This is a genomic window from Prevotella sp., assembly GCF_051059605.1.
In the GTDB taxonomy this organism is placed as follows: domain Bacteria; phylum Bacteroidota; class Bacteroidia; order Bacteroidales; family Bacteroidaceae; genus Prevotella.
On sequence record NZ_CP050883.1, the window covers coordinates 159,874 to 184,047 of the forward strand.

The window sequence follows — 24,174 nt, forward strand, 5'->3', positions numbered from 1 at the left end:
AGTTTCTATTTAATTGTATTTACTTTATTCAAATTTTTTAAATACATACCTTTCTTAAATGCTGTCTAACTTCCTTACGTCCTGTGAACAGATGAGACTCTACTGTGCGCTGGCTGATATTCAGTTTTTCAGCTATCTCGTTGTATGACAGTCCTTCATATCTATACATGCAATAAATTTTGCGTCTGGTATTAGGCAGTGTCTCAATAATGTCTTTCTCTATTCTAAGGATATTCTTAACGTTGATATTCTCAACGATAGTATTTTCTGAACATTCCATTCTATCATATATATAAGAGTGTATCTGCATTCGCTTATTATTTCTGCGGAAATAGTCAATTAAAAGATTGTTGGCTATCGTATATATGAAACTCTTGACTGATTCTGGAAGAAGCAGCCCTTTATAATCAATTAATCTGATAAATACGTCATGTGACATGTCTTTAGCCATCTCAATATCCTTGATACGACTAGAGATGAATACGATAAGATTATCATGATACTGCTCGTAAGCATTACTGATGAAATCCATTTTATTGTTAGCGACAGTTTCCATAAAGTTTAACAAATAAGGAAATAATTTATGTTTAGGTTTTAAAAATCATTGTCGCAAAATTAGCTTATTATATTCTAACATAAAACAAAAAATAGTTGAAACTAGTTCTGTCGTATTTGTATGTCGTAATATTGATGTATGTTATTGATATTCAAATAGATACAAGTTTGTTGTTTGCATTCCGTCTAAATTTGACGGAATGCAAATAGGTTGATTGTGTCGTTTTATTTAATAATTAGTTCAAGTGGATTTTTATACTTCTGGATAAATTCATCAATACATAATTGCCACATTTTTTGTGAATAAACGAAACCGTTACTCCATGAAGCACCTGAGTAATAATTGAACTTCTGTTCATCGTGAATATTCTTCTTTATACCAACTAGATGACTAGTATATTCACTTGGTTTTTCAGTATAGTGTAAATAGGTAGTCGTATCAATACTTTCTGGAAAGATACATGCTACATAAACTTGTGAATTATTGATTTCAATATTGTCTGTAGGGTCAGCATATTGTACGTAGTTTTTTCCAAGATATGTCGTTGTGGAATCAGCCGAATGTACAACAACGCCAGCTGCTACATCATAATTGTCAGGCAGCCCATTATACCAAACTGTGATATGATTGAAGAAACTTCCTTTATCAAGACTTATAATGCGATGTTCGGTTACTTTTTTGCCATCAATAATTGTTGGCTTATACGTAAGGCTTACAGTGAAACGTAGAGGTCCGTTGTCAAGAATGTTATATTTATCATAGCACCAAGGCATAATTAGCTTTCCTTCTTTCATTAGTGCTGGTGCTCCACATCCAAGAGTCGGTCCAACTTGATAGGGATCATAGCCATTTCCATGATCAATATGAAATGATGTTAAAAGATTTACAGAGTCTGCAGAAGTTATATATCCATTATCTCTTAGTTGTTTGTTTTCAATACTACCAGCTTTATCCATTTTGTATCTGTTTGCAACTACTAACTCAGGCGTGTTCTTCACCCAGATATCTATTCCGTAAGCTTTTTCGCCTGAATGTTGTAATGCAGGACCATAAATACGATATGCTCCCCGATCATTCTCCCATGCTATATCATCTTTTCTGTCTTTATATATTCCACCTTTAACATGGCTTTCATGTTTCAATGGCTGCCCCCTTTTAATATAATATATGGTTTTGCTTTCAGGTCTTACATCAGCTTCGAATATCACTTGGTTATCATGACATATCTGATATTCAACATCCATATTGTTGATCTTCCTTATTACGAACAATTGTTTTTCATGCAAGTTCAATCCTTTTATAATTCTGTCAAGTGGCAATGCCACGATTTCGTGTCGTTGCAGAGCTGCCTTGTTAACAACTTCCAGTGTCATTACTTTTTCTTGTGACATTGCGAAAAACGAGAAAAGCAATAACATGATAGTTAATGAACATTTGAATTTTATTATTTTCATAATTTCTTATTTAAGTTTATTATATTAATGATACGTTTATATGGCGCTGAATACTTATTATATTATTTCTAATAAGAATAAAAATGGTATGTTTCTTTACGTAAAAACGATAGTTGGCTCGTATACGTAAAAAATACAATATTCGTATAACGATGAAAAAGATAATAACAATGTTGTTTTCACTGTTGCCATTTGCGGTAATGGCACAGTATCATTCAGAGGTGTGGTGTCCTGATAATGGAGATGGAACCTATACTAATCCTGTTATAAATGCTGATTATAGTGATCCTGATGTATGTGCTGTTGGTGGCGACTATTATATGACAGCGTCAAGTTTCAACTGCATTCCAGGTTTGCCAATCTTGCATTCAAAAGATTTAGTGAATTGGGAGATCGTCGGGCATGCATTGCAACAATTAACTCCGAAAGAGTATTTCGATGTGCCACGACATGGAGAAGGGGTGTGGGCACCGAGTATACGATATCATAATGGATATTTTTATATCTATTGGGGCAATCCTGATTATGGTGTTTATATGGTGAAGACAAAAAATCCGAAAGGTACATGGGACGAACCAGTATGTGTCATTGCAGGAAAAGGTATGATTGATACATGTCCATTATGGGATGATAATGGCAGATGCTATCTCGTAAACGGCTGGGCTGCTAGCAGAGCTGGTTTTAACTCTGTACTTACGGTTCGCGAATTATCATCAGACGGGACACGTGTGATAGGTATGCCTCGTATTGTATTTGATGGCGGTCAGGTGAATCATACAACCGAAGGTCCTAAATTCTACAAACGCAATGGGTGGTATTGGATTATGTGTCCTGCTGGGGGAGTTAAATATGGATGGCAGTTGGCTATGCGTTCACGTTCACCTTATGGTCCTTATGAATGGAAAAAGGTTATGGCGCAGGGAACTACTGATATTAATGGACCTCATCAGGGAGCATGGGTTCATACTGAATATGGTGAAGATTGGTTCTTGCACTTCAACGATAGATATGAATATGGTCGTGTGATATATTTGCAACCTATGCATTGGATAAATAACTGGCCTGTGATGGGAGTTGATAAAGATGGTGACTTATGTGGCGAACCAGTAATAAGATATCGTAAATCGAAGTCAGTATCTAAATTAATAATGAATCCGCAGGAGAATGATGAGTTTAATAACGGTGAAATTGGATTACAATGGCAATGGCATGCTAATTACAATCAGTTCTATGGTATGCCTACTTCAGAAGGGTGTATGAGATTATACACACGGAATTTGAGTGAAAATTTCGTGAATCTTTGGGAAGCACCGAATCTGTTGTTGCAGAAAACTCCCGCAGAAATATTCACTGCGACTGCAAAAATACGTTTTGCATCAAAGGGGCAAAATCAATATGGTGGTATTATAGTTATGGGTATGGATTATTCTGCGTTGGTGGTGAATCGCATTGGCAATAGTTTTCATCTGCAACATATTACATGTAATGATGCTGATAAGTCTGGTCGAGAGACGACGGAAGACATTGCGGTGTTAGAACCAACAGAACGTGATACTATTCCATATTCCCCCGCTCTATATATTGATTTATATTTACAAATGAAAATTAGTAACGGTACATGTCAGTTTGCTTATAGTATTGACGGTAAATGTTTTAATAATGTTGGCTTATTGTTTAAAATGCGTGAAGGCAAATGGATTGGAGCTAAAATTGGCTTAGTTTCTGAATCTAAAGATAGAAGTATAAGTCGCGGATGGTTAGATGTTGATTGGTTTAGAATTACTAGTAATAAATAAACTGTTTGTAATTTAGTGTTAAAGAGGTTCAATTAATACTTAATACTTTTAGTTTCTTCTTTTTGAGGATATATCGTATGGGGGACAAGTTTAATATACTTATCCCCCTTATTCTGTTTATCTTTCTTAAAAACTCTTAGCTCAACTTGTCGTGATGAGTTTTTATTTGGCTGAGATAAATAAATGTAGTATATTTGCAGTTCATTATATCTTGTAGCCTATACATAATTAATAATACATGTACATTAAAATACGAGATTGTAACGATTAAAGACTAAAATGCAGCAAATGTCAAGAATGATAAATATTAATCTTTTAAGAAAACAGTAATGGAATATGCCCTAATAACAGGCGCGTCGCGCGGAATAGGAAAGGCTACTGCCATAAGGCTTGCCAGTAAAGGTTATGGAATTGTTATTAACTACAAAACTAATGACGAGTCAGCGCAGGCAACTCTTAACGAGATAGAAATGCTTGGCGCAAAAGCTGAACTGCTTAAGTTTGACGTTTCTGAAGAATCTGCAATTGAATCGGCTCTTGAAAAATGGGAATCAGAACATCCTGATGATTATATATCTGTGCTAGTTAATAATGCTGGCATTAGAAAAGATAACCTTATGATATTCATGCAGAATAGTGAATGGCACAATGTCATAGATACTACAATGAATGGCTTTTTCTATATCACGCGTAGATTATTGAAGAACATGCTGACGCATCGTCATGGAAGAATAATAAATATCACTTCACTTTCCGGAATAAAAGGTATGCCTGGACAGACAAACTATTCTGCTGCTAAGGCTGCATTAATAGGTGCAACAAAGGCTTTGGCACAAGAAGTCGCAAAGCGTAAAGTTACAGTAAATGCTATAGCTCCTGGATTTATTGAGACAGACATGACCGAGGATCTTGATGTTGCTGAACTTAAAAAACTAATTCCTGCCGGAAGATTTGGAAAACCAGACGAAGTGGCTGCTTTAGCTGAATTTCTGGTAAGTAAAGAAGCTGAGTACATCAATGGACAGGTGATACAGGTTAATGGTGGTTTATATACATAAGTAGTTGTTTATACTTTGCAGGATATATCCTAAGATAATAATAGTTATATGGAAAGAAGAGTAGTAGTGACAGGCATGGGCATTTGGTCATGTATTGGCACAAATAAAGATAAAGTTACAGAATCGTTAAAAGCAGGTCGCTCAGGAATAGGACTTGATAAAGATAGATTGGAATATGGTTATCAGTCTGGACTTACTGGTATTGTGGAACGTCCGGTATTGAAAGGCTTACTTCATCGCAGGCTAAGGCAAGGACTGTCTGAAGAGGCAGAATATGCATATATGGCATCAAAGGAGGCTTTTGAACAAGCTGGTATCGACGATACTTTTCTTGCAAAAAATGAGGTAGGCGTAATATTCGGTAACGACTCTTCTGCCCGCCCAGTCATAGAGGCTGCCAATATAATGGCAGAAAAGCATGATACCCAACTGCTTGGTTCTGGTTTCATCTTTCAGTCTATGAACTCCACGGTAAACATGAACCTAAGTAGTATCTTTCATCTCAAAGGCGTAAACTTCTCCGTAAGTTCTGCATGTGCAAGCGGCAGTCATTCAATAGGACTTGCCTATCTGCTTATAAAGCAGGGATTGCAGGATCGTGTGCTATGTGGTGGAGCGCAGGAAGTTAACTATTACTGCATGGCTACATTTGACGCATTGAATGCTTTTTCAAAGCGCATGGATGAACCTCAAAAGGCTTCACGTCCGTTTGATCGAGATCGTGACGGACTTATTCCTAGTGGAGGTGCGGCAGCATTGATGTTGGAAGATTACGAAAGTGCCGTAAGTAGAGGTGCGACAATCTTAGCTGAAGTCTGTGGTTATGGTTTCTCTTCAAATGGCGGTGGTATATCTGAACCATCTGATGAAGGTAGTGTTATCGCTATGACAAGAGCTCTTGACGATGCGAAAGTGAAGGCTGATGATGTTGATTATATAAGTGCACATGCCACAAGTACCGTTCAGGGAGATATGTTTGAGGCGATGGCAATAGACCGTATGTTTCGTGGCAAGCATGCTCTTGTTTCATCAACAAAGGGAATGACTGGACATGAATGTTGGATGTCGGGAGCAAGTGAAGTTGTATATTCAATCTTAATGATGCAGGGTGGATTTGTCGCTCCAAATATAAACTTTGAAAACTCAGATGAATACAGTGAACATTTGAATCTAGCTACACATACTGTAGAAACAGAAGTAAACACTGTGTTGAGTAATAGTTTTGGTTTCGGTGGAACCAATTCTGCACTTGTAATTAAGAAAATATAATTATGCATCTGTCTGAAGAACTTAAAAAGAGATACACAAAAGATAAGCATTCTGTACGTGAAGCACAAAGAATAGCTGAATTTATAGCTTTTGGACCTGTTGTATTTCAGGTGTCACGACTGATGCTTAAATGGGGCATTTTGGAAATGCTTCGTGATGAAGAACTTACTTCCGATGAGGTTGCTGAGCGTGCTGGTATTACAAAATATGCGGCAAAATGCATTATGGAGGCTTCACTTACAATAGGTACTGTCTTGGTTGATAGTAACAGTGGTAAGTTTACTATATCAAAGATAGGATGGTTTCTTGTAAACGATCCTGCAACGATAGTCAATATTGATTTCAACCATGATGTAAACTATCTTGGTATGTTTGATTTGGAGACGGCTTTGAAGGAAGGACGCCCTGCAGGATTGAAACAATTAGGCAACTGGTCTACCATATATGAAGGACTCTCAACATTACCTGAGAATGCGAAGTCTAGTTGGTTCGCATTTGATCATTTCTACAGCGACAGTTCCTTTGAGGAGGCATTAAAGATTGTGTTTGCCTCGTCTCCAAAAACATTAATGGATGTTGGCGGTAATACTGGTCGTTGGGCGATGCAGTGTGTTAGTCATGACGAGAATGTAAATGTGACAATCGTAGATTTGCCACAACAACTTGACATGATGCGTGAAAATGTTTCAGGCAAGGATGGTGCTGATAGAATACATGTTTATCCAACTAACCTTCTTGATGAGAACAACGATTTATCTGATACTTCACATTGGGATGTTATCTGGATGAGTCAGTTTCTTGATTGTTTCAGTGAGAAAGAGATACTTAGTATATTGAAGCGCGCGGTAAAGGTGATGGATGATGACAGCACAATGTATATAATGGAGACTTTATGGAATCGTCAGAAATATGAACCTGCTGCTTTCTGTCTTACTCAGATAAGTTTATACTTCACCGCAATGGCAAACGGAAATAGTAAGATGTATGGTTCTGACGAGATAGCTGAGTTGGTGGATAAGGCTGGGTTAAAGATAGAAGCGATACATGATAATCTTGGACAGGGACACAGTATACTGTGCTGTCGTAAGAAATGAGAATATAATAAAAACAAACAATATTTTATGGAAAGAAACGAAATTGAAGAGAAAGTTAGAGAGTTCCTTATTGATGACCTGGAGGTTGAAGAAGAGAAAATTGCTCCAGAAGCATTACTTAAAGACGACTTAGGTATTGACAGTCTTGACTTCGTGGATATCGTTGTTATAGTAGAGAAAAAGTTCGGTTTTAAAATCAAGCCAGAAGAGATGGCTAGCGTTAAGACATTGAATGATTTCTGTGACTATATACAGTCAAAGGTTGCTTAGAAAAGATGAGTGCAGAAAAGGAATGGAAGGGTAAGACTAGTGGCACAAAATGGATGCACCGAAGTCTGATATGGATGATGCATAATCTTCCCTATAGAGGAGTGTACTTATTTGTCTGCGTCTTCGTGATTCCTTTCTGTATGTTGTTTTCTCATAAGGGATATATCGCCATATATCATTTCTTCGTAATGCGCAGAAACGAGAATATGGCGCTTGCCTTTTGGCATACATATAAGAATCATTGCATGTTTGCGGGAATAATCCTTGATCGCTTTTATACATATTCAGGAGGTAAACTGAATATTGAAGTGGAAGACTGGGATTTATATCATAATCTTGTAGACTCAAAAGATGGCTTTGTAATACTTAGTGCTCACATAGGAAACTATGAAGTGGCTGGTTATACTTTAGAAGCTGAGTCAAAACGTTTTAATGCTCTTGTCTATTCTGGAGAAGCTGAAACAGTGATGGATAATAGGCGTAAGATGTTTGAAACCAAGAACCGTCACATGATAATTATAAAGAAAGATATGAGTCATCTGTTTGAGATGAGCAATGCTCTTGCAAACGGAGAAATACTCAGTTTGCCTGCAGATAGAATCTTTGGTAGTAGTCGTCATTATAATATAGATTTATTAGGATGCAAAGCTAAGTTTCCTGTAGGTCCGTTTGCTGTTGCCGCACAACGTGAAGTTGCAGTTCTGGCGATAAATGTAATGAAGACTGGTTATAAAAAATATCGCATACACATAAAGCAGTTGCAACAGACGGAAGGTAACATAAAGCAACGTGCCGAAAATCTAGCATATCAATATGCAAACAATCTCGAGAATGTTGTGAATGAATATCCAACACAATGGTTTAACTATTTTGAATTCTGGAATTGATGGAACTTGAAAAGATTGACATACACGAACTTTTGCCTCAGCAGGAACCTTTTGTGATGGTAGATACATTGACTTTCTTTGACGAGAAGATAACGTCGACAAAGTTTACTGTCAGAAAAGATAACATATTTGTTGAGGATGGTGTTCTAAACGAATGTGCCATAGCTGAGAATATTGCTCAGACATGTGCTGCACGTTTAGGATATATAAATAAATATATCCTGAAGCGTGGAATACAGATTGGTTTCATTGGTGGAATAAAGAATTTAGAGTTTTCAGAAACCCCGAAGGTTGGTGATGTTCTTGATACCACAATATACGTTACAGAACAGGTGATGGAGATAACATTAGTCAATGCCACTGTGAAATGCTGTGACAGAATCATTGCTACAGCCGAAATGAAAATTGCAATGGCAGAAGAAGTAAAATTACAATAATGGAATTAAAAGCATCTAAAGAGTTTGAAATAAGATTTAGTGAAGTTGATTCCATGCAATTTGTTTGGCATGGTTCTTATCCTTTGTATCTCGAAGATGCACGTGAGGAGTTTGGACGTAAATACAGTCTGGAATATATGACGATATACGGCAATGGATGTTTTGCTCCTTTGGTAGATATGAATATCCATTACCGTAAGCCGATGAGATATGGAATGAAACCAAGAATCGACATCATATACCGTCCTACTGAGGCGGCTAAAATGGTGTTTGATTATGAAATATACGATACTGAGACGGATGAACTACTTGTTACAGGACATACCGTACAGGTGTTTCTTGACAAGGAATACAACTTGATGTGGGAAAATCCGTTATTCTATCAAGAATGGAAAAAGAAATGGCTAAATAAATGATAAGGAAAATCGCTGATAACATAACATCACCGTTAGGTTTTACCACTGCAGACAACTACAAAGCTGTATGCGAAGGTAAATCATGCCTTAAAATATACGACGGCAAGTGGAAACTTCCAGAACATTTTGTGGCTTCCCTCTTTCAAGATAATCAGATTGGGGATATTTTTGCCTCTGAAATTCATACCGACAATATATATACACGATTTGAGAAAATGGTTTTGCTGTCAGCAACCAAGGCAATTCAAGACAGTGGTATTGACGCTTCTTCTGAAAAGACAATATTTATATTGTCAACCACGAAGGGAAACGTATCATTGCTCGAAAGAAATGTACCTGGTGTCGATGATGACCGTGTGTTGCTAGGAGTTATGGCGAATGTTATATCACGCCATTTTAATAATACCAATATGCCTGTTGTCGTTTCAAATGCCTGTATTTCAGGTGTTTGTGCGCAGATTGTTGCAAATAGATGTCTGGAAAGTGGCAAATATGATAACGCTGTTGTTATAGGCGCAGACGAACAGAGTCCGTTTATCGTGAGTGGTTTCCAGTCATTCAGGGCACTTTCCCCTGAAGTATGCCGTCCTTTCAGTAAAAATAGAAATGGACTGAATCTTGGTGAGGCTGCCGCAACGATTATATATCAGCACTGTGACAACTTTATTGATGGTTGGCAAGCAGTGAAAGGAGCTATAAGAAATGATGCTAATCACATATCTGGTCCTTCACGGACTGGTGAGGGAAGTTATCGTGCGTTGAAATACGTGATGACTGATGAAGTTGTGTCTGATGATATCGCTTGCGTTAACGTACATGGTACAGCAACTGCCTATAATGACGAAATGGAAAGTATCGCAATATCACGTGCTGGACTTTCTGATACACCGGTAAACGGATATAAAGGTTATTATGGTCACACAATGGGAGCAGCCGGAGTTCTTGAGAGTATCTTGTCTATGAAGGCTCTTGATGATGGACTAATACTAGCCACAAGAGGTTTTGATGAAATAGGAGTAACTCATCCTGTGAACATAAGTAATAAAATTCGCCATACCGACAAGAAGACATTTATCAAATTGCTTTCTGGCTTTGGAGGGTGCAATGCTGCAATGCTTTTTAGTAGAAGATGAATATGAAAAAAGCTGTTCATAAAATAACGATAACCACAACAGAAGTAGTGGTAGACGGGAAACCGCTTGACGTTACATGTTCGGGAGGTAGTATACTTACCGAAGTGTATCGAAAATATGTGAATGACTACCCAAAATACTTCAAGATGGATATTCTTTCTAAGTTGGGATTCATAGCCACAGAATTACTTTTGCAAGCAGAAGGGAAAGTAAGATTTGAACCACGTGAGGACAGAGCTGTGGTATTTTTCAACAGAAGTTCGTCATTGCATGCTGATAAATCTTTTGAAAGCAATATCTGTAATCGTGAAAGTTTTTATCCAAGTCCAGCTATGTTTGTCTATACATTACCTAATATAGTTACAGGCGAGATTGCAATAAGGAATAAATACTACGGTGAGACAAATTTCATCGTTATAGAAAAACGTGATGAAGATGTTCTTGAAAACATCATCGACGGAGTGCTGACAGACAATATGACGACAAGTGTTATCACTGGTTGGCTGGAAGCAGAAAGTGAAGAAGAATTTAATGCGGAAATCTACATAATAGAAAAATAATATGGAACTGAAAGAAGAACTGAAAGGAAAGATAATTGATGCTCTAAACCTAGAGGATATAGTAGTTACAGATCTTGAAGACGATGCTCCTTTGTTTGGTGAGGATGGTCTTGGACTTGATTCTATTGATGCGTTGGAACTTATCGTATTGCTAGAGAAAAACTATGGTATAAAAATCAGTGATCCTAAGGAAGGAAAAAACATATTCAAGTCAGTCAATGTCATGGCTGATTACGTAGAGAAGAACAGAAAAAAGTAATGAATAAAAGGATATTGATAACTGGTATGGGTGTTGTTTCGGCAATTGGTCATAATGTTGCTGAAAACTATGATTCGCTTAGAAAAGGCGAGTCCGGCATCTGTAAGGTCAAATATCTTGATACAGAGCATATTGAGTTTCCTGTTGGTGAGGTTAAACTTAGTAATGAGGAGATGTGTCTGTTGCTCAATATTCCTTATACTGATAAGGAGAGTCGTACCGACTTGCTTGGTATGCTAGCCGTTGGTGAGGCTTTGCAATCTGCCGGATTGAAAGATACCGAGCATTTAGCTTTGATATCAGGTACAACCGTTGGAGGAATGGATAGAACAGAAAAGTTTTATCCCGACAATCTTAGTGCAGATATACTTGAAAATCATGACTGTGGATCAGGCACGGACCGTATTGCTGATTATTTTGGTAATTTTGACTTTGCCACAACAATTTCCACGGCATGCTCATCAGCTTTGAATGCTATAATAGTTGGTGCAGAAATGATAGAATCTGGACTGAAAGATATTGTCGTTGTAGGTGGAACAGAGAGCCTAAGTCGTTTTCATCTTAATGGTTTCAAGTCGTTGATGATATTAGATCACTCAATCTGCCGTCCTTTCGATGCAGACCGAGCAGGACTAAACCTTGGTGAAGGTGCTGGTTTTATAGTTATCGAATCCGAGGATAGCGCAAAGAGACGTGGAGCCAATGTGTTGGCGGAACTGAAAGGAACAGGTAACGCATGCGACGCATATCACCAGACTGCATCATCAGAAAACGGAGAGGGTGCTTTCCTTGCCATGTCAAAAGCTATTGTTGAAGCTGATATTCAGGTTACTGATATTCAATATGTAAATGCTCATGGAACGGGCACTCCTAATAATGATGCATGTGAGAGCACTGCGCTTATGCGAGTGTTTGAAAATAAAATGCCAAAAGTGTCATCTACAAAGATGTACACTGGTCATACAACGAGTGCTTCTGGAAGTATAGAGGCCATTTATTCCATTCTCTCATTGCAGCATCAATTTGTTCCTGCAAATATCGGATGGTCAAAAGCTGACGATAGTTGTGTAACGCCTTATGTAACTGGTCCTTTTGGAAGGATAGACAATGTGATGTGTAATTCTTTCGGATTTGGTGGCAACGATTCATCTATAATAATTTCACGATATGGAGAATAATGTGTATGTTATAGCCGAAGTGGATAATGTTTCTGAAACAGAATATCGGGAATATCTTAATCCAATAAAGACGCGTAGATACGGTAGGCTTCTTAAACGTGCATTGGTTTCTGCAATGAAAGCCATAAAGATAAGTGGAATAGGGCAGCCTGATGCTATTATAAATGGTACTGCTTTAGGATGTGTAGAAAATTCAGAGAGACTTCTTACTGCATTATCTGTTGAAGGAGAATCTGTAAGTATGCCAACGAACTTCATGCAGTCTACTCATAACACGATAGCATCTCTGATTGGAATGTATACCCATAATCATGGATATAACTGTACGTATTCTCATAAGAATATTTCATTTGAGAGTGGAATGCTTGATGCCTATATGCAGATAAAACTTGGAAAGATAAAGACAGCTTTGGTTTGTGTAAACGATGAGATTACTCAAGATATTCGTTTAAAGGCTAATAAGGTTGGATTGAAGTCTGATGTTAAGGATCGCTCTTATGCTGTGGTGCTTTCTTCTGAAAAAACAGATAAAGCCTATAAGATGATAGAGGATATAAAGATAAGTCACGACCGTATAAATGGTGATACAGCAGAAATAATATACTCAAAGATATGAGACTGATAATATTATCTATATTGCAAAGCATGTTGTTGTGTGGAGGACAGGTCTTTCTTAAGTTTGCCCTGCGTAAGATGGGCGACTTTCACATGTCTTTGTCTTTCATCTTCGATCAACTCACCAATATGTATTGGTTGGGATGTGGTGTATGCTATGGTGTAGCAACAATACTATGGATGTATATCATAAAGAACTTTCCTTTTTCAATGGCATACCCAATGATATCGCTAAGTTATATATTAGGAATGTTCGCAGCAGTGATATTCTTTCATGAATCAATTCCATATACACGTTGGGCAGGCGTATTACTTATTATGGCTGGCTGTGTGCTTGTGGCAAAATAAAGAGAATAAAAAAATAAAGAATATGAAAAAGTTACTGTTTTTTATCGTGTTGCTGTTTTCGATGTTAAGCGTTTCAGCACAAAGAATGCAGAAGGTGAGCGGTGCTCAACAGGCAAAAATGATAAGCATCATAAATGCCACAGCTGCAAGTATAAAGACAATACAAAGTAACTTCTCGCAGGTTAAGTCTGTTTCTTTCCTCAACGAGAATGTTAAGTCTTATGGTAGGATGTATTATAGCAATCAAGGTAAGCTTCGTTGGGAGTATAATTCGCCTTACAAATATACATTCGCTATCAATGGTGGAAAGGTTTACATTAAGTCTGGGGCTAAAAGTCAGGTCATAGACATAAGAACTAGCCAACTTTTCAAGAGCATTGCGCAGATAATGATCAATAGCATTACAGGAAAAAGTCTTAAAGAAAATAATGACTTTAATACTCAGATGTATGTTGATGGTAATGAATGGATAGCTGTGCTCACTCCAAAGAAAGCACAGATGAAGAAGATGTTTCGCACAGTTCAACTTCATTTCAACAGTCGTCACAATATGGTGTCGCAGGTAGTGATGACAGAAACTTCTGGTGATGCTACAGTAATAACCCTTTCAGGTGTACGTACAAATGAAAATATTCCAGACCAGATATTTTTTGTTAAGTAGTCTGCTGCTGTTTTGTGTTTCATTACATGCGCAGAAGCATTATATTCTTGGCTGTACAGATAGTATTGGCAGACAGGAATATAAGATGAGCATTGGTGTAAAAGATGCTGATGTAAGCGGAATACTCATAATGAAATGCGATTCTACTGGAGTCATTAAATGTGCTCTAATGAATGAGTTTGGTATCAGTGCTTTGAATTTCTGTATCAGTGAAGATAGACGCAAGGTTGAATTGGTAAATGTTATCTCATTCCTGGACAAATGGTATATAAGGAAGGTATTGAAGACTGACCTTGAATACCTTTTTTCTGCTACAGAAGATGATTTAGAAAAGGAAAACCATGATAGGGTGATAAGACGTGCTGATGATAGCGTGATACTTGAAAATAAAAAGTACAGCATAACATACACTTTGGAACAATTAAAAGGTAAGGATAATGAAGCTGATCAATGATATGTATTCCATAAAGACATGGAGTGATGACGGTAGGAAAGCTCACATAGAGTTTAATGCTGATCATATAATATATCATGCTCATTTCCCAGGAAATCCAATCACTCCAGGTGTCTGCATCATAAAGATAATCAGTGAGATAGCCGAACTGATTATAAAGAAATCTCTTCGTCTATCTATGGTCAAAAACTTGAAGTTTGTAAGTCCGATATCTCCTGTTGACAGTCCTTCTGTCTGTGTAAGTATTGACAGAATTGAAGAAGACGGTGACATGCTTAAGATAAAGGGAGTGATAGCAGACGAAAATAAGATATATACAAAATTCTCAATAATATATAATTGCCTGTGATGTACGATACAGCTGAGTTTATGAACCGTGAGAGGATATGCGTTATAGTTCCTACATATAATAATTCTGGAACCATAGCCGACGTGTTGTCGCGCATATACAAAATAACTCAGAATATCATTGTTGTTAATGATGGTAGTGATGATGACACACATCGCATATTGCAGGATATCGCTTTCCCATTGACGGTAGTGGAATATGAACATAATCGTGGAAAGGGTTATGCTCTTAAATGTGGATTTAAAAAAGCATTGAGTATGGGATTTCTTAATGCTGTTACGATAGATTCAGACGGACAGCATTTCCCTGAAGACATACCTCTTCTTATAGATGCTTATCGTGAACATCCGGGATCATTGATAATAGGAGTGAGAAATCTATGTGAAGACAATATGCCTAGTGGCAATACGTTTGCAAATAAGTTTTCTAATTTCTGGTTTACTGTGCAGACATTGGTTAAGTTAGATGATACACAAAGTGGCTACCGTCTTTATCCAATCACTCGCATTAAAAATTCGTGGATATTCACGTCGCGATATGAAGCTGAATTGGAATTGTTGGTGTTCTCTGCTTGGCATGACATCGATATACGTCAGGTTGGTGTACGTGTGTATTATCCTTCACCTGAAGAACGTGTGACGCATTTCCGTCCTGGGTATGATTTCTTCAGGATAAGCATCCTAAATACAATGTTGTGCATGGGAGCTTTGTTTTATTATTTACCAAAACTTATATATAAGTGGTTAAAATGTTGAAGATATACGATATATTATCAAAGAATAAGGTTGTAGCATCACTTATACTATTTATATTCTGCGTCGTTGCAATTATTCTTGCAACGGGCATCCATTATGAAGAGGATATAGCGAAGTTCCTTCCACATAATGCACAGAACGAGAAGTATCAGGATGTGTATCAGCGCATTGCTTTGCAAAATAGAATTGCAGTGATGTTCACGGCAAAGGATTCAACACGTACTGTTGATACTGATAGTCTTGAGGCTGCAATGGAAACGCTTGGTGGAGAGATTAGCCACAGTAAGTTGATTGATAATTTACAGGTGAGCGTCAACCAGACAAAGATATTTGATATAATTCAGTTTGTCGGACAGAATTATCCTTATTTCCTTACGAAATCGGATTATCAGCGTATTGATTCGCTTCTCAGCGATGATAATTACGTTAAAGACCAACTTGTTGAAAATAAGAAGCTGCTAATGCTGCCTACAGCAGGAATGGCTTTGCAGAACATGAAATATGATCCTGTTCATCTGTTTTCTCCTGTTTTGAAGAGAATGCAGAACTTCCAACTTAATAGCAGATTTCAAGTAATAGATGGTTATCTGTTCTCCGAAGACGAGAAAATGTCTATAATCACGATGAACAGTAAATATGGTTCTAGTGAAACCCATGAGAACGGTGAGATAGCAGCTATGCTTGACCGAGCTATTGCAAAAACTCAGAAGCAGTATCCTAATATTCATATAAGTGCTATTGGTGCACCTTTGATTGCAGTCAGCAATGCTAATCAGATTAAATCGGATTCATTGCTTGCCGTGTCTATTGCTTCCGTATTGATACTGTTGATATTATGGTTGCATTATCGAAAGATCAGTGACATAATCTGGATAGGAATATCGTTAGCTTTCGGTTGGTTGTTCGCAATAGCTGGAATGGCTTTGTTCAATGATGAAGTGTCGATAATCGTACTTGGTATCGGGTCGGTGATAATAGGTATTGCTGTTAATTATCCGTTACATTTTCTTGATCACATACGTGAAGTTCATGACCGCAGGGCTGCGTTAAAGGAGATGATTCCTCCTTTGTTGATAGGTAATATCACTACTGTTGCTGCTTTTATGTGTCTTATTTGGCTTGATGCTCAGGCGATGAGAGACCTTGGTGTCTTCGGCTCACTGATGCTTGTGGGTACAATATTGTTTGTGCTTGTATTCCTTCCTTTATATGCTAAACAAAGCAAGGGGAATGATAATCATTATACTGGTAGTATTGTAGGTAGTCTGATAGAAAAGGTTGAAAATTATATAAGTACAGGTGCTACTCGTAGATATGTATTTCCAGCAGTTGTAATCATAACTCTGATACTCGGATATTATTCCCTTCAAACCTCTTTTGATAGTGATTTAAGTCATATCAATTATATGACTGCTGACCAGAAGCGAGATATGAAGATGCTTTCTGGTATGCAAACCGAGGCTCCTTTGTATGCAGTTGCCGAAGGCAGAACTCTTGATGAGGCTCTTAATGCTAATGAACATATTGGTAAAGTTATTCAGGGGACAGGTTGTAAGATGAGTGGAATAGGCAATTTCGTTCCATCAAAGATGATGCAGCGTGAGGCTTTAGCAAGATGGAACAACTACTGGCAGCATGGAACAAGAAAGGCTTTCGTTGCTAAGATAAAGAAAGAAGCCGCTTTGCAAGGCTATTCATCAGGCGCATTTACGCCTTTCTATGATATGATGAATGCTGATCATCACGTTAAGGATATCACTCATTTTAATCCGATAATTAATTTGCTCAATGGAACTTTTATCTTGAATGAGAATCGTAACTGCAAAATAGTTAACTATCTCACTTCTGTAAGCGATACCACAAATATACGGCAAAAGATAAATTCAGCCAATTGCTATGCCTTTTCTTCAAAAGATATAGGGAATCAATTGGTAATACTATTAAATAATTCATTCAACTATATAGGAATTGTCTGTGGTTTTGTGGTATTCTTCTTCCTCTGGCTTTCATTTGGAAAGATAGAACTTTCGTTGATGTCTTTCCTTCCGCTAGCTGTCAGTTGGGTGTGGATATTGGGAATAATGCATATTTTCGGAGTTCAGTTTAATATTGTCAACATCATTCTTGCAACGTTCATATTTGGACAGGGTGACGATTATACGATCTTTATCACCGAGGGGCTGATGTATGAATATGCTACAGGTAAGAAACGACTTGCTTCCTACAAGCGCAGTGTGGCTATTTCATCCATTCTCATGTTTATAGGTATTGGCAGTCTTGTCATTGCTCGTCATCCAGCTTTGCGCTCTTTGGCTACTGTCACGATAATAGGTATGTTTACGGTTGTTGTAATGGCATATTATCTCCCTCCTTTGGTGTTCCGTCTGCTTACAGTTAAGAATGGAAGCATACGTAAAGTTCCGCTTACATTAAGGCGTTTTGCCTATTCTTTAGGTTCCATGCTTTTCTTCCTTGCTATTATGTATTTCTTCCTTTTACCGTTTACGTGGTTTTATTTCCATATAGGCAGGACTACGGAAAAGAAGAAACTGCGCTATCATAAACTCTTGTATAATATGGCAAATATTATAGTCAACAAGATTCCTGGAGTGAAGTTCAGATTTAATAACCTTGTTGGTGAGAAGTTTGATAAACCAGCTGTGATAATAAGTAATCATTTAAGTCATCTCGACACGTTATGCCTTATGACGTTATGCCCTAAGATAATATTCCTTACCAATAAATGGGCATGGAATAATCATTTTTATGGTGCCGTGATACATCAAGCAGAATTTTTACCTGCATCCGACGGACTTGATGCGCATATTGATGACTTAAGGTCTCTTTACAGTCGTGGCTATTCTATCTGTATATTCCCAGAAGGTACAAGGTCAGTAGACCATCGTTTGCATCGTTTCCATAAGGGAGCTTTCTATCTAGCTGAACTTCTTCATGCAGATATCGTTCCTGTTGTCATGCATGGACAGGACCATATACTTCCTAAGACAGATTTCATGTTGAGAGAAGGAACAATGAATGTCAGAATATTGCAACGCATATCTTCAGATGACACTTCAATGGGAAGTGGATATCGTGAGTTGACTCATAACATCCATAAACTCTATGTTGATGAATATGCAAAAATGTGCGCCGAAAACGAGGATGCTGCGTATTATGTCAATTTTGTTAAGTCTCAGTATAGATATAAGGGACTTGAAATAGAGCGTAGATGTAAAAGAAACATAAAGTCCAACGATAGTTATTCATCTATTGTTGACGCAGATAGTGAGAAAGGTCTTACTGAGCGTACATTCTATAATGCTGGATTGTGTGAACTTCCTTATCTCTATGCGCTCGTCCATCCTGGTACATCTGTGAATGCGTATGTTGATAGTGAGGATGACTATGCTGTTGTAAAGAATATGGCATACCTGCCACAAAACCTAAATATATATCATAAGGACCGATGACAAAGAAGTGTGTTATAATAGGAAGCGGCTTAGGCGGTCTGTCAAGTGGAGTCATCCTTGCCAAGAATGGCTATGATGTGACTGTGCTTGAAAAGCATTTCCAGATAGGTGGATGCCTGCAATGTTTCTGTCGTGACGGAGTTAAGTTCGAGACAGGAATGCATTTCATAGGAAGTGCCGACAAAGGACAGACTATGGATGCCATGTTTAAGTATCTTGAAATCGACCGTGATGTCGAGTTGAGTCGACTTGATGAAACAGGATATGATGTAGTGTCTTTTGCTGGAAAGAGATACCGCTTTGCCAATGGACGTTATAACTTCATCAAGCAGATGCTTGAGTATTTTCCTGATTCTGAAGATGATCTCAATGCATATTGTGATATCATTGATAAGGTTTCTGCTGCGTCTTCATTGCATAGCCTTCAACACACTCAGACTGATGAAGCGATAAACAATGAATATCTTCTTCGTAGTATAGACGATGTGCTCAATGAGACTATTCATAATGACGAACTTCGTAATGTCCTAGTCGGGAATCTCCCGCTTTATGCTGCTGAGAAGGGAAAAACTTCTTTCTCAACTCATGCTTTTGTTGCTGATTTCTATAACAAGAGTGCCTTCAGAATTGTTGGAGGTAGTGATCTCATCGCCAAGTCTCTTGCTCATACGATAGAAAGGTATGGAGGAAAGGTGATCACTCGCCAGAATGTAGTAAAAATAGAGTGTGATGACAGTCATGCCGTTGCTGTCGTTACTGATGATGCAACACGATATGATGCCGATGTGTTTATCTCTGATCTTCATCCTGCTCGTACAATAGAGCTTACGGATTCGCCACTGTTGCGCAATGCTTATAGAAAAAGAATAAAGACTTTGCCGAATACTGTAGGCTGCTTTACCGTTTATATTAAATTCAAGGATAAAGTTCAGCATTATATGAATAGTAATTTCTATGGTTATGCAGGAAAATCACCATGGGACTGTGAAAAATATTCTGATAACGATTGGCCAAAGGGATATTTGTATATGCACTTTTGTGATACAGCTAACCATGAATATGCTAAGAGTGGACTTATCATATCCTATATGCAGTATGATGATGTCGTTAAATGGGAAGGAACTTCCGTCGGACATCGTGGTCAAGATTACGAGCAGTTTAAGAAGTTGAAGACTGAAAAGCTTATAGCGAGTGTTGAAAAAGAGTTCCCTTGTTTGCGTGATAGTATTGAGTCATATTATACTAGTACTCCGCTTACATATAGAGACTATACTGGAACTGAGGCAGGAGGAATGTATGGCATAGCTAGAGACATAACTCTAGGTCCTGCTGCAAGAGTTCATCATCGCACAAAGATACCCAATTTGTTACTTACTGGACAGAATGTAAACAGTCATGGAATATTGGGAGTACTTGTCGGTACTGTTGTTACTTGTGGTGAGTTGATAAGTTCTGAAGAGATAATAAGACAAATGACTGAATCTACAAAAATATAATGAAAAACGATAATATCCAAAATACAGTAACCGTTATAGGTGGTGGACTTGGTGGCTTGTTCGTCGCTGCTTTCCTTAGTAAGGAGGGCTACCGTGTCACGGTGTTAGAGAAAAACAAGGTTATAGGTGGTGGCTTGCAGACTTTTAATCGTCATGGCGTAAGTTTCGAGACAGGTATGCATTTGCTAGGTGGAATGCGTGAAGGCGGAGCATTAAATAAGATATGCCGTTATCTAGGAATTTATGATAAGATGGATATCCGCGATACCGATCATGACTGCATGGACCAGATAACGTATTTTTCTGACGAAAAAACTTATCGTGTTCCTGAAGGACGTGAGGCTTTCGCTGAATATTTTGCTTCGGAGTTTCCTTCCGAGCGAGACAATATACATGCTTATGTTGATGCCATTTATAAAATGGTTGATGAGATTGACTTTTTCTATCTTCGCCCTAATAATGAACATGTATACACACATTCCGAAGAGTTTATGTGGCCTGCAGATGAGTTTGTTGCTCATTACATAAAGGATCCTAAACTTAGAGATTTATTGAGTTATATGAATCCTATGTTTGGTGGTGTCAAGGGTAAAACCCCAACTTATATTCATGCACTTATCAACGTGCTATATATTGATGGACCTAGCAGGTTTGCTGTTAATAGTCAGCAAATGGCAGATGCCCTTGCCGATATAATAAGTCAGAATGGTGGTGCAGTTATAGGCGGTGATAAGGTCGTTAATATTGATATTGTCGACAAAATGATTACCGCTCTTCATACTCAGAATGGAAATGTATATTCATCTGATTATTATATTTCGGCAATACATCCGTTTGAAATGTTGAAGATGACAGATAGTAAGGCTTTTTCCAAAGCTTTCAGAGATAGAATTGCCGAAGCTCCAAATAGTTATTCTTCTTTCTGTGCTTATTTCATTTTCAAGCCAGATAGTTTTCCTTTTATAAACCATACATGCTATTGTCAGCAGGATTATGGTAAGGTGTGGAACTACGCTGAATATGATGCCGAAGACTGGCCTCGTGGTTTCATGTATATGACACCTTGTGAAAAAAATCAAGGTAAGTATGCTGTTAAAATGGTTGTCAATGCGATTATGCCGTATAGTGCTGTGGAACGATGGAGTGATACTTCTACTGGTAAAAGAGGTGAAGAATATGATGAATGGAAACAATGGCATATCAATAAGATACTTGACCGAATGGAAATCCTTTATCCAGGATTTAGTGATAAGGTGGAGTATATGTTCGGTTCGTCTCCTCTTACCATCAGGGATTATTATGATGAACCAGAAGGTGCTCTTTATGGTATGTTCAAGGACTGCAACAATATTGCCCAGTCACAGGTGTCCATATATACAAAGGTTAGAAATCTTTTTATGACAGGTCAGAATATAAACCTGCATGGATTCTGTGGCGTACCGCTTACTGCTGTTAATACCGCGGAAGCTATCGTGGGGCATAATGTTATATTGAATAAAATCAATGAATATAATGCGTCTGTTTAAAATAATATTCTTACTTTTGCTTATTGCTTGTCCGTTAAAAGCACAGAATAGGATTGACGGTTTCAGCAGTCTTGTTGAATACCAACCTACATGCAAAACTTCTACTGCCGTTATCGTATGTCCTGGTGGAAGCTATTGTTGGCTTAGCAAGAAATATGAGGGAAGTGAGGTCGCTAAATGGCTAAATGCTAATGGTATAGCTGCTTATGTGCTTTATTATCCTACTGCTGGTTGGGCGGGCTTTGCATGGCACAGTAGATTGGTTTTTCGTGGACATCAGTATCCCGATCAGATTCAAGCTGTTGAAAAGGCAATGAAGTTAGTGAAAAGTAAGGGATATAATAGGGTAGGAATGATGGGTTTCTCGGCTGGAGGTCATCTTGTTCTATGTGCTGCCGAATATCTGCAACCATGCTATAAGCCTGATTTCGTAGCATCACTATATCCTGTTATCACTTTTTCACGTGACGAATTTGTACATCGCCGAAGCCGAAGGGGATTGCTTGGCGAGCGTAGGTGGCGCAATAAGACTATCTGTGACTCGTTGTCTGTAGAGAAGCATGCTGACTTGATGCCGTGTCCTGTGTTTATCGCAAACTGCAAGGATGATCCTATCGTGAATTATCATAACGCTATGCTGATGGATAGTGCGCTTACCGCCAATCATAAACCGCATCTTTATATACAGTATAAAACGGGTGGTCATGGATTTGGAACTACAGCCTCAAAAACTAGTGCTGAGGCTATTACGTGGAAAGAACGTTTCCTTGCTTGGATGAAGGGAATAGACTAAATAATAATGTAGAAAATGAAAGATATTGAGTTTGAGTCAATAGATACGATCAAAGCTTTTCAAGATGAAAAACTGCGTAAGGCTGTTCTTTATTTAAAAGAACATTCACCATATTATCAGCGATTATTTGACAAGTGCCATATAAATATCAACAATATACGTCAAATAGAAGACTTGGTAAACATTCCGTTTACAGAGAAGAAAGATCTACAATTGTTCAATGAAGATTTCTTGTGTGTACCTAAAGAAAAGGTTATTGACTATATCACAACAAGTGGAACTTTAGGTGAACCTGTTACCTTTGGTTGTACAGAGGTTGATTTGCAGCGCTTGGCTTATAATGAGAAGAAAAGTTTTTCGTGTGCGGGTCTTCATCCTGGAAATATATTACAGTTGATGACTACAATCGATAAACGTTTCATGGCAGGACTTGCTTATTTCCTTGGTATCAGGGAGCTCGGAGCCTCTATCATCAGAGTTGGCAATGGTATTCCTGAATTGCAATGGGACACCATAATGAGAATAAAGCCTGACAGCATTATGTGTGTACCTTCATTCATTCCGCGTCTCATCCAGTATGCCGAGGAGCACGATATTGACTATAAGAATTCAAGCATAAGGAAAATTATCGGTATTGGTGAGGGCTTGCGTAATCAGGATTTCTCTTTAAATCTTCTTGGACAGCAGATAAAGAATAAATGGAACGTACAGCTCTTTGCCACATATTCAAGTACAGAGATGGGTTCTACATTCAGCGAGTGTGAGTATGGTTGTGGTGGTCATGTGCATCCAGAACTTATCATTGTCGAGATTATTGGTGAGGATAATATGCCTGTTGCTGATGGTGAGATTGGAGAGGTTGTTATAACAACTCTTGGAGTTGAGGGAATGCCACTTCTTAGATTCCGCACTGGTGATATGTGCGCGAAGATCGTTGAGCCTTGCAAATGCGGCAGAAACAGTTACCGACTTACTCCTTTGGTTGGTAGAAAAAATAACATGATCAAACTGAAGGGTACTACTCTCTATCCGCCTGCTATAAATGATATACTTGATAATACTGACTATGTGCAGAATTATGTAGTATATGTGCAGGAATCCGAGGCTGGAACTGATGATGTTGTCGTAAAGGTTGGACTTAAATCGGATGCTTTGGCAAAGCACAAGGCTATTGCCGAGAATCCAGGTGCCATAGTAGAAGACCTTAAAAATAGATTCCGTGCTCATCTGCGTGTGTCTCCGAAGATAGAAATACATCCTGTTGCCGAAGTTCAGACGATAAACTTTCCACCAAAGACAAGAAAGCCTGTTAAGTTTATCGACTTGAGAAAGAAATAGAA

General features: G+C 38.0%; 25 protein-coding genes. 23 read left to right on the forward strand and 2 right to left on the reverse strand.

Translation table 11 applies throughout. From position 1 onward, the window contains the following. Nucleotides 1–37: 37 nt before the first annotated feature. Complete coding sequence (locus HEQ28_RS00595) at nt 38–556, reverse strand: sigma-70 family RNA polymerase sigma factor (protein ID WP_434503263.1); 519 nt, start codon at nt 554–556, stop codon at nt 38–40. A 224-nt stretch (nt 557–780) separates the two neighbouring features. Beyond that, complete coding sequence (locus tag HEQ28_RS00600) at nt 781–2,010, reverse strand: DUF4861 family protein (protein WP_434503264.1); 1,230 nt, start codon at nt 2,008–2,010, stop codon at nt 781–783. A 152-nt stretch (nt 2,011–2,162) separates the two neighbouring features. Between HEQ28_RS00600 and HEQ28_RS00605 the strand changes: the two genes are divergently transcribed. The 23 genes from HEQ28_RS00605 to HEQ28_RS00715 all read left to right on the forward strand — a co-directional run bounded on the left by HEQ28_RS00605 (nt 2,163) and on the right by HEQ28_RS00715 (nt 24,172). Next, nucleotides 2,163–3,806 (forward strand): glycoside hydrolase family 43 protein, encoded by a 1,644-nt coding sequence (locus HEQ28_RS00605; protein WP_434503265.1) that lies wholly within the window; start codon nt 2,163–2,165, stop codon nt 3,804–3,806. Nucleotides 3,807–4,135: 329 nt separating this feature from the next. Then, nucleotides 4,136–4,864 (forward strand): 3-oxoacyl-ACP reductase FabG, encoded by a 729-nt coding sequence (fabG, locus tag HEQ28_RS00610; protein ID WP_207153531.1) that lies wholly within the window; start codon nt 4,136–4,138, stop codon nt 4,862–4,864. A 48-nt stretch (nt 4,865–4,912) separates the two neighbouring features. Further along, nucleotides 4,913–6,133 (forward strand): beta-ketoacyl-[acyl-carrier-protein] synthase family protein, encoded by a 1,221-nt coding sequence (locus HEQ28_RS00615; protein WP_434503266.1) that lies wholly within the window; start codon nt 4,913–4,915, stop codon nt 6,131–6,133. Between the two features lie 2 nt (nt 6,134–6,135). Then, nucleotides 6,136–7,227 carry a class I SAM-dependent methyltransferase gene (locus HEQ28_RS00620; protein ID WP_434503267.1) on the forward strand — a complete coding sequence of 364 codons (1,092 nt, stop codon included), beginning with the start codon at nt 6,136–6,138 and terminating at the stop codon, nt 7,225–7,227. Between the two features lie 27 nt (nt 7,228–7,254). Next, nucleotides 7,255–7,497 (forward strand): acyl carrier protein, encoded by a 243-nt coding sequence (locus tag HEQ28_RS00625; RefSeq protein ID WP_018462434.1) that lies wholly within the window; start codon nt 7,255–7,257, stop codon nt 7,495–7,497. A 5-nt stretch (nt 7,498–7,502) separates the two neighbouring features. Next, nucleotides 7,503–8,384 (forward strand): LpxL/LpxP family acyltransferase, encoded by an 882-nt coding sequence (locus HEQ28_RS00630; protein ID WP_434503268.1) that lies wholly within the window; start codon nt 7,503–7,505, stop codon nt 8,382–8,384. Further along, nucleotides 8,384–8,821, forward strand: a complete 438-nt coding sequence (locus tag HEQ28_RS00635) for a pseudouridylate synthase (RefSeq protein WP_434503269.1) — start codon at nt 8,384–8,386, stop codon at nt 8,819–8,821. Before HEQ28_RS00630 ends, HEQ28_RS00635 begins: the two co-directional genes overlap by 1 nt. Beyond that, complete coding sequence (locus HEQ28_RS00640) at nt 8,818–9,237, forward strand: acyl-CoA thioesterase (protein ID WP_434504403.1); 420 nt, start codon at nt 8,818–8,820, stop codon at nt 9,235–9,237. Before HEQ28_RS00635 ends, HEQ28_RS00640 begins: the two co-directional genes overlap by 4 nt. Next, on the forward strand, nt 9,234–10,370 hold the full coding sequence (locus tag HEQ28_RS00645; protein WP_434503270.1) for a beta-ketoacyl-[acyl-carrier-protein] synthase family protein: 1,137 nt from the start codon (nt 9,234–9,236) through the stop codon (nt 10,368–10,370). The genes HEQ28_RS00640 and HEQ28_RS00645 overlap by 4 nt, the downstream gene beginning before the upstream one ends. Nucleotides 10,371–10,372: 2 nt before the next feature. After that, a complete protein-coding gene (locus HEQ28_RS00650) occupies nt 10,373–10,930 on the forward strand; it encodes a hypothetical protein (protein WP_434503271.1) in 558 nt (185 codons plus the stop codon). A gap of 1 nt (nt 10,931) precedes the next feature. After that, the gene (locus HEQ28_RS00655; RefSeq protein ID WP_434503272.1) at nt 10,932–11,189 is read left to right on the forward strand and encodes a phosphopantetheine-binding protein; all 258 of its coding nucleotides are present in this window, start codon (nt 10,932–10,934) and stop codon (nt 11,187–11,189) included. Then, nucleotides 11,189–12,367, forward strand: a complete 1,179-nt coding sequence (locus HEQ28_RS00660; protein WP_434503273.1) for a beta-ketoacyl-[acyl-carrier-protein] synthase family protein — start codon at nt 11,189–11,191, stop codon at nt 12,365–12,367. Before HEQ28_RS00655 ends, HEQ28_RS00660 begins: the two co-directional genes overlap by 1 nt. Then, on the forward strand, nt 12,357–12,983 hold the full coding sequence (locus HEQ28_RS00665; RefSeq protein WP_434503274.1) for a beta-ketoacyl synthase chain length factor: 627 nt from the start codon (nt 12,357–12,359) through the stop codon (nt 12,981–12,983). The genes HEQ28_RS00660 and HEQ28_RS00665 overlap by 11 nt, the downstream gene beginning before the upstream one ends. Then, complete coding sequence (locus tag HEQ28_RS00670) at nt 12,980–13,330, forward strand: EamA family transporter (protein ID WP_434503275.1); 351 nt, start codon at nt 12,980–12,982, stop codon at nt 13,328–13,330. The genes HEQ28_RS00665 and HEQ28_RS00670 overlap by 4 nt, the downstream gene beginning before the upstream one ends. 22 nt (nt 13,331–13,352) lie before the next feature. Beyond that, nucleotides 13,353–13,991, forward strand: a complete 639-nt coding sequence (locus tag HEQ28_RS00675) for an outer membrane lipoprotein carrier protein LolA (RefSeq protein ID WP_434503276.1) — start codon at nt 13,353–13,355, stop codon at nt 13,989–13,991. After that, nucleotides 13,954–14,445 carry a hypothetical protein gene (locus HEQ28_RS00680; protein WP_434503277.1) on the forward strand — a complete coding sequence of 164 codons (492 nt, stop codon included), beginning with the start codon at nt 13,954–13,956 and terminating at the stop codon, nt 14,443–14,445. The genes HEQ28_RS00675 and HEQ28_RS00680 overlap by 38 nt, the downstream gene beginning before the upstream one ends. Next, nucleotides 14,429–14,794 carry a beta-hydroxyacyl-ACP dehydratase gene (locus tag HEQ28_RS00685; RefSeq protein ID WP_434503278.1) on the forward strand — a complete coding sequence of 122 codons (366 nt, stop codon included), beginning with the start codon at nt 14,429–14,431 and terminating at the stop codon, nt 14,792–14,794. The genes HEQ28_RS00680 and HEQ28_RS00685 overlap by 17 nt, the downstream gene beginning before the upstream one ends. Then, on the forward strand, nt 14,794–15,549 hold the full coding sequence (locus HEQ28_RS00690) for a glycosyltransferase family 2 protein (protein ID WP_434503279.1): 756 nt from the start codon (nt 14,794–14,796) through the stop codon (nt 15,547–15,549). The genes HEQ28_RS00685 and HEQ28_RS00690 overlap by 1 nt, the downstream gene beginning before the upstream one ends. Next, nucleotides 15,543–19,019: a 1-acyl-sn-glycerol-3-phosphate acyltransferase gene (locus HEQ28_RS00695; protein WP_434503280.1), complete on the forward strand. Its 3,477-nt coding sequence runs from the start codon at nt 15,543–15,545 to the stop codon at nt 19,017–19,019. The genes HEQ28_RS00690 and HEQ28_RS00695 overlap by 7 nt, the downstream gene beginning before the upstream one ends. After that, nucleotides 19,016–20,515 (forward strand): phytoene desaturase family protein, encoded by a 1,500-nt coding sequence (locus HEQ28_RS00700; protein WP_434503281.1) that lies wholly within the window; start codon nt 19,016–19,018, stop codon nt 20,513–20,515. The genes HEQ28_RS00695 and HEQ28_RS00700 overlap by 4 nt, the downstream gene beginning before the upstream one ends. After that, entirely contained in the window at nt 20,515–22,041 is a 1,527-nt protein-coding gene (locus HEQ28_RS00705) for a phytoene desaturase family protein (protein ID WP_434503282.1), read from the forward strand. Before HEQ28_RS00700 ends, HEQ28_RS00705 begins: the two co-directional genes overlap by 1 nt. After that, nucleotides 22,019–22,834, forward strand: coding sequence for an alpha/beta hydrolase (locus tag HEQ28_RS00710; protein WP_434503283.1), 816 nt, complete (start codon nt 22,019–22,021; stop codon nt 22,832–22,834). The genes HEQ28_RS00705 and HEQ28_RS00710 overlap by 23 nt, the downstream gene beginning before the upstream one ends. Before the next feature lie 15 nt (nt 22,835–22,849). Next, the gene (locus tag HEQ28_RS00715; RefSeq protein ID WP_434503284.1) at nt 22,850–24,172 is read left to right on the forward strand and encodes a phenylacetate--CoA ligase family protein; all 1,323 of its coding nucleotides are present in this window, start codon (nt 22,850–22,852) and stop codon (nt 24,170–24,172) included. Nucleotides 24,173–24,174 lie beyond the last annotated feature (2 nt).

What these genes read in the sequence shown, in the direction of transcription:
- HEQ28_RS00595 (WP_434503263.1), bottom strand. Translation starts at nt 556, where the DNA reads ATGGAAACTGTCGCTAACAATAAAATGGATTTCATCAGTAATGCTTAC.
- HEQ28_RS00600 (WP_434503264.1), bottom strand. Translation starts at nt 2,010, where the DNA reads ATGAAAATAATAAAATTCAAATGTTCATTAACTATCATGTTATTGCTT.
- HEQ28_RS00605 (WP_434503265.1), top strand. Translation starts at nt 2,163, where the DNA reads ATGAAAAAGATAATAACAATGTTGTTTTCACTGTTGCCATTTGCGGTA.
- fabG (WP_207153531.1), top strand. Translation starts at nt 4,136, where the DNA reads ATGGAATATGCCCTAATAACAGGCGCGTCGCGCGGAATAGGAAAGGCT.
- HEQ28_RS00615 (WP_434503266.1), top strand. Translation starts at nt 4,913, where the DNA reads ATGGAAAGAAGAGTAGTAGTGACAGGCATGGGCATTTGGTCATGTATT.
- HEQ28_RS00620 (WP_434503267.1), top strand. Translation starts at nt 6,136, where the DNA reads ATGCATCTGTCTGAAGAACTTAAAAAGAGATACACAAAAGATAAGCAT.
- HEQ28_RS00625 (WP_018462434.1), top strand. Translation starts at nt 7,255, where the DNA reads ATGGAAAGAAACGAAATTGAAGAGAAAGTTAGAGAGTTCCTTATTGAT.
- HEQ28_RS00630 (WP_434503268.1), top strand. Translation starts at nt 7,503, where the DNA reads ATGAGTGCAGAAAAGGAATGGAAGGGTAAGACTAGTGGCACAAAATGG.
- HEQ28_RS00635 (WP_434503269.1), top strand. Translation starts at nt 8,384, where the DNA reads ATGGAACTTGAAAAGATTGACATACACGAACTTTTGCCTCAGCAGGAA.
- HEQ28_RS00645 (WP_434503270.1), top strand. Translation starts at nt 9,234, where the DNA reads ATGATAAGGAAAATCGCTGATAACATAACATCACCGTTAGGTTTTACC.
- HEQ28_RS00650 (WP_434503271.1), top strand. Translation starts at nt 10,373, where the DNA reads ATGAAAAAAGCTGTTCATAAAATAACGATAACCACAACAGAAGTAGTG.
- HEQ28_RS00655 (WP_434503272.1), top strand. Translation starts at nt 10,932, where the DNA reads ATGGAACTGAAAGAAGAACTGAAAGGAAAGATAATTGATGCTCTAAAC.
- HEQ28_RS00660 (WP_434503273.1), top strand. Translation starts at nt 11,189, where the DNA reads ATGAATAAAAGGATATTGATAACTGGTATGGGTGTTGTTTCGGCAATT.
- HEQ28_RS00665 (WP_434503274.1), top strand. Translation starts at nt 12,357, where the DNA reads ATGGAGAATAATGTGTATGTTATAGCCGAAGTGGATAATGTTTCTGAA.
- HEQ28_RS00670 (WP_434503275.1), top strand. Translation starts at nt 12,980, where the DNA reads ATGAGACTGATAATATTATCTATATTGCAAAGCATGTTGTTGTGTGGA.
- HEQ28_RS00675 (WP_434503276.1), top strand. Translation starts at nt 13,353, where the DNA reads ATGAAAAAGTTACTGTTTTTTATCGTGTTGCTGTTTTCGATGTTAAGC.
- HEQ28_RS00680 (WP_434503277.1), top strand. Translation starts at nt 13,954, where the DNA reads ATGAAAATATTCCAGACCAGATATTTTTTGTTAAGTAGTCTGCTGCTG.
- HEQ28_RS00685 (WP_434503278.1), top strand. Translation starts at nt 14,429, where the DNA reads ATGAAGCTGATCAATGATATGTATTCCATAAAGACATGGAGTGATGAC.
- HEQ28_RS00690 (WP_434503279.1), top strand. Translation starts at nt 14,794, where the DNA reads ATGTACGATACAGCTGAGTTTATGAACCGTGAGAGGATATGCGTTATA.
- HEQ28_RS00695 (WP_434503280.1), top strand. Translation starts at nt 15,543, where the DNA reads ATGTTGAAGATATACGATATATTATCAAAGAATAAGGTTGTAGCATCA.
- HEQ28_RS00700 (WP_434503281.1), top strand. Translation starts at nt 19,016, where the DNA reads ATGACAAAGAAGTGTGTTATAATAGGAAGCGGCTTAGGCGGTCTGTCA.
- HEQ28_RS00705 (WP_434503282.1), top strand. Translation starts at nt 20,515, where the DNA reads ATGAAAAACGATAATATCCAAAATACAGTAACCGTTATAGGTGGTGGA.
- HEQ28_RS00710 (WP_434503283.1), top strand. Translation starts at nt 22,019, where the DNA reads ATGAATATAATGCGTCTGTTTAAAATAATATTCTTACTTTTGCTTATT.
- HEQ28_RS00715 (WP_434503284.1), top strand. Translation starts at nt 22,850, where the DNA reads ATGAAAGATATTGAGTTTGAGTCAATAGATACGATCAAAGCTTTTCAA.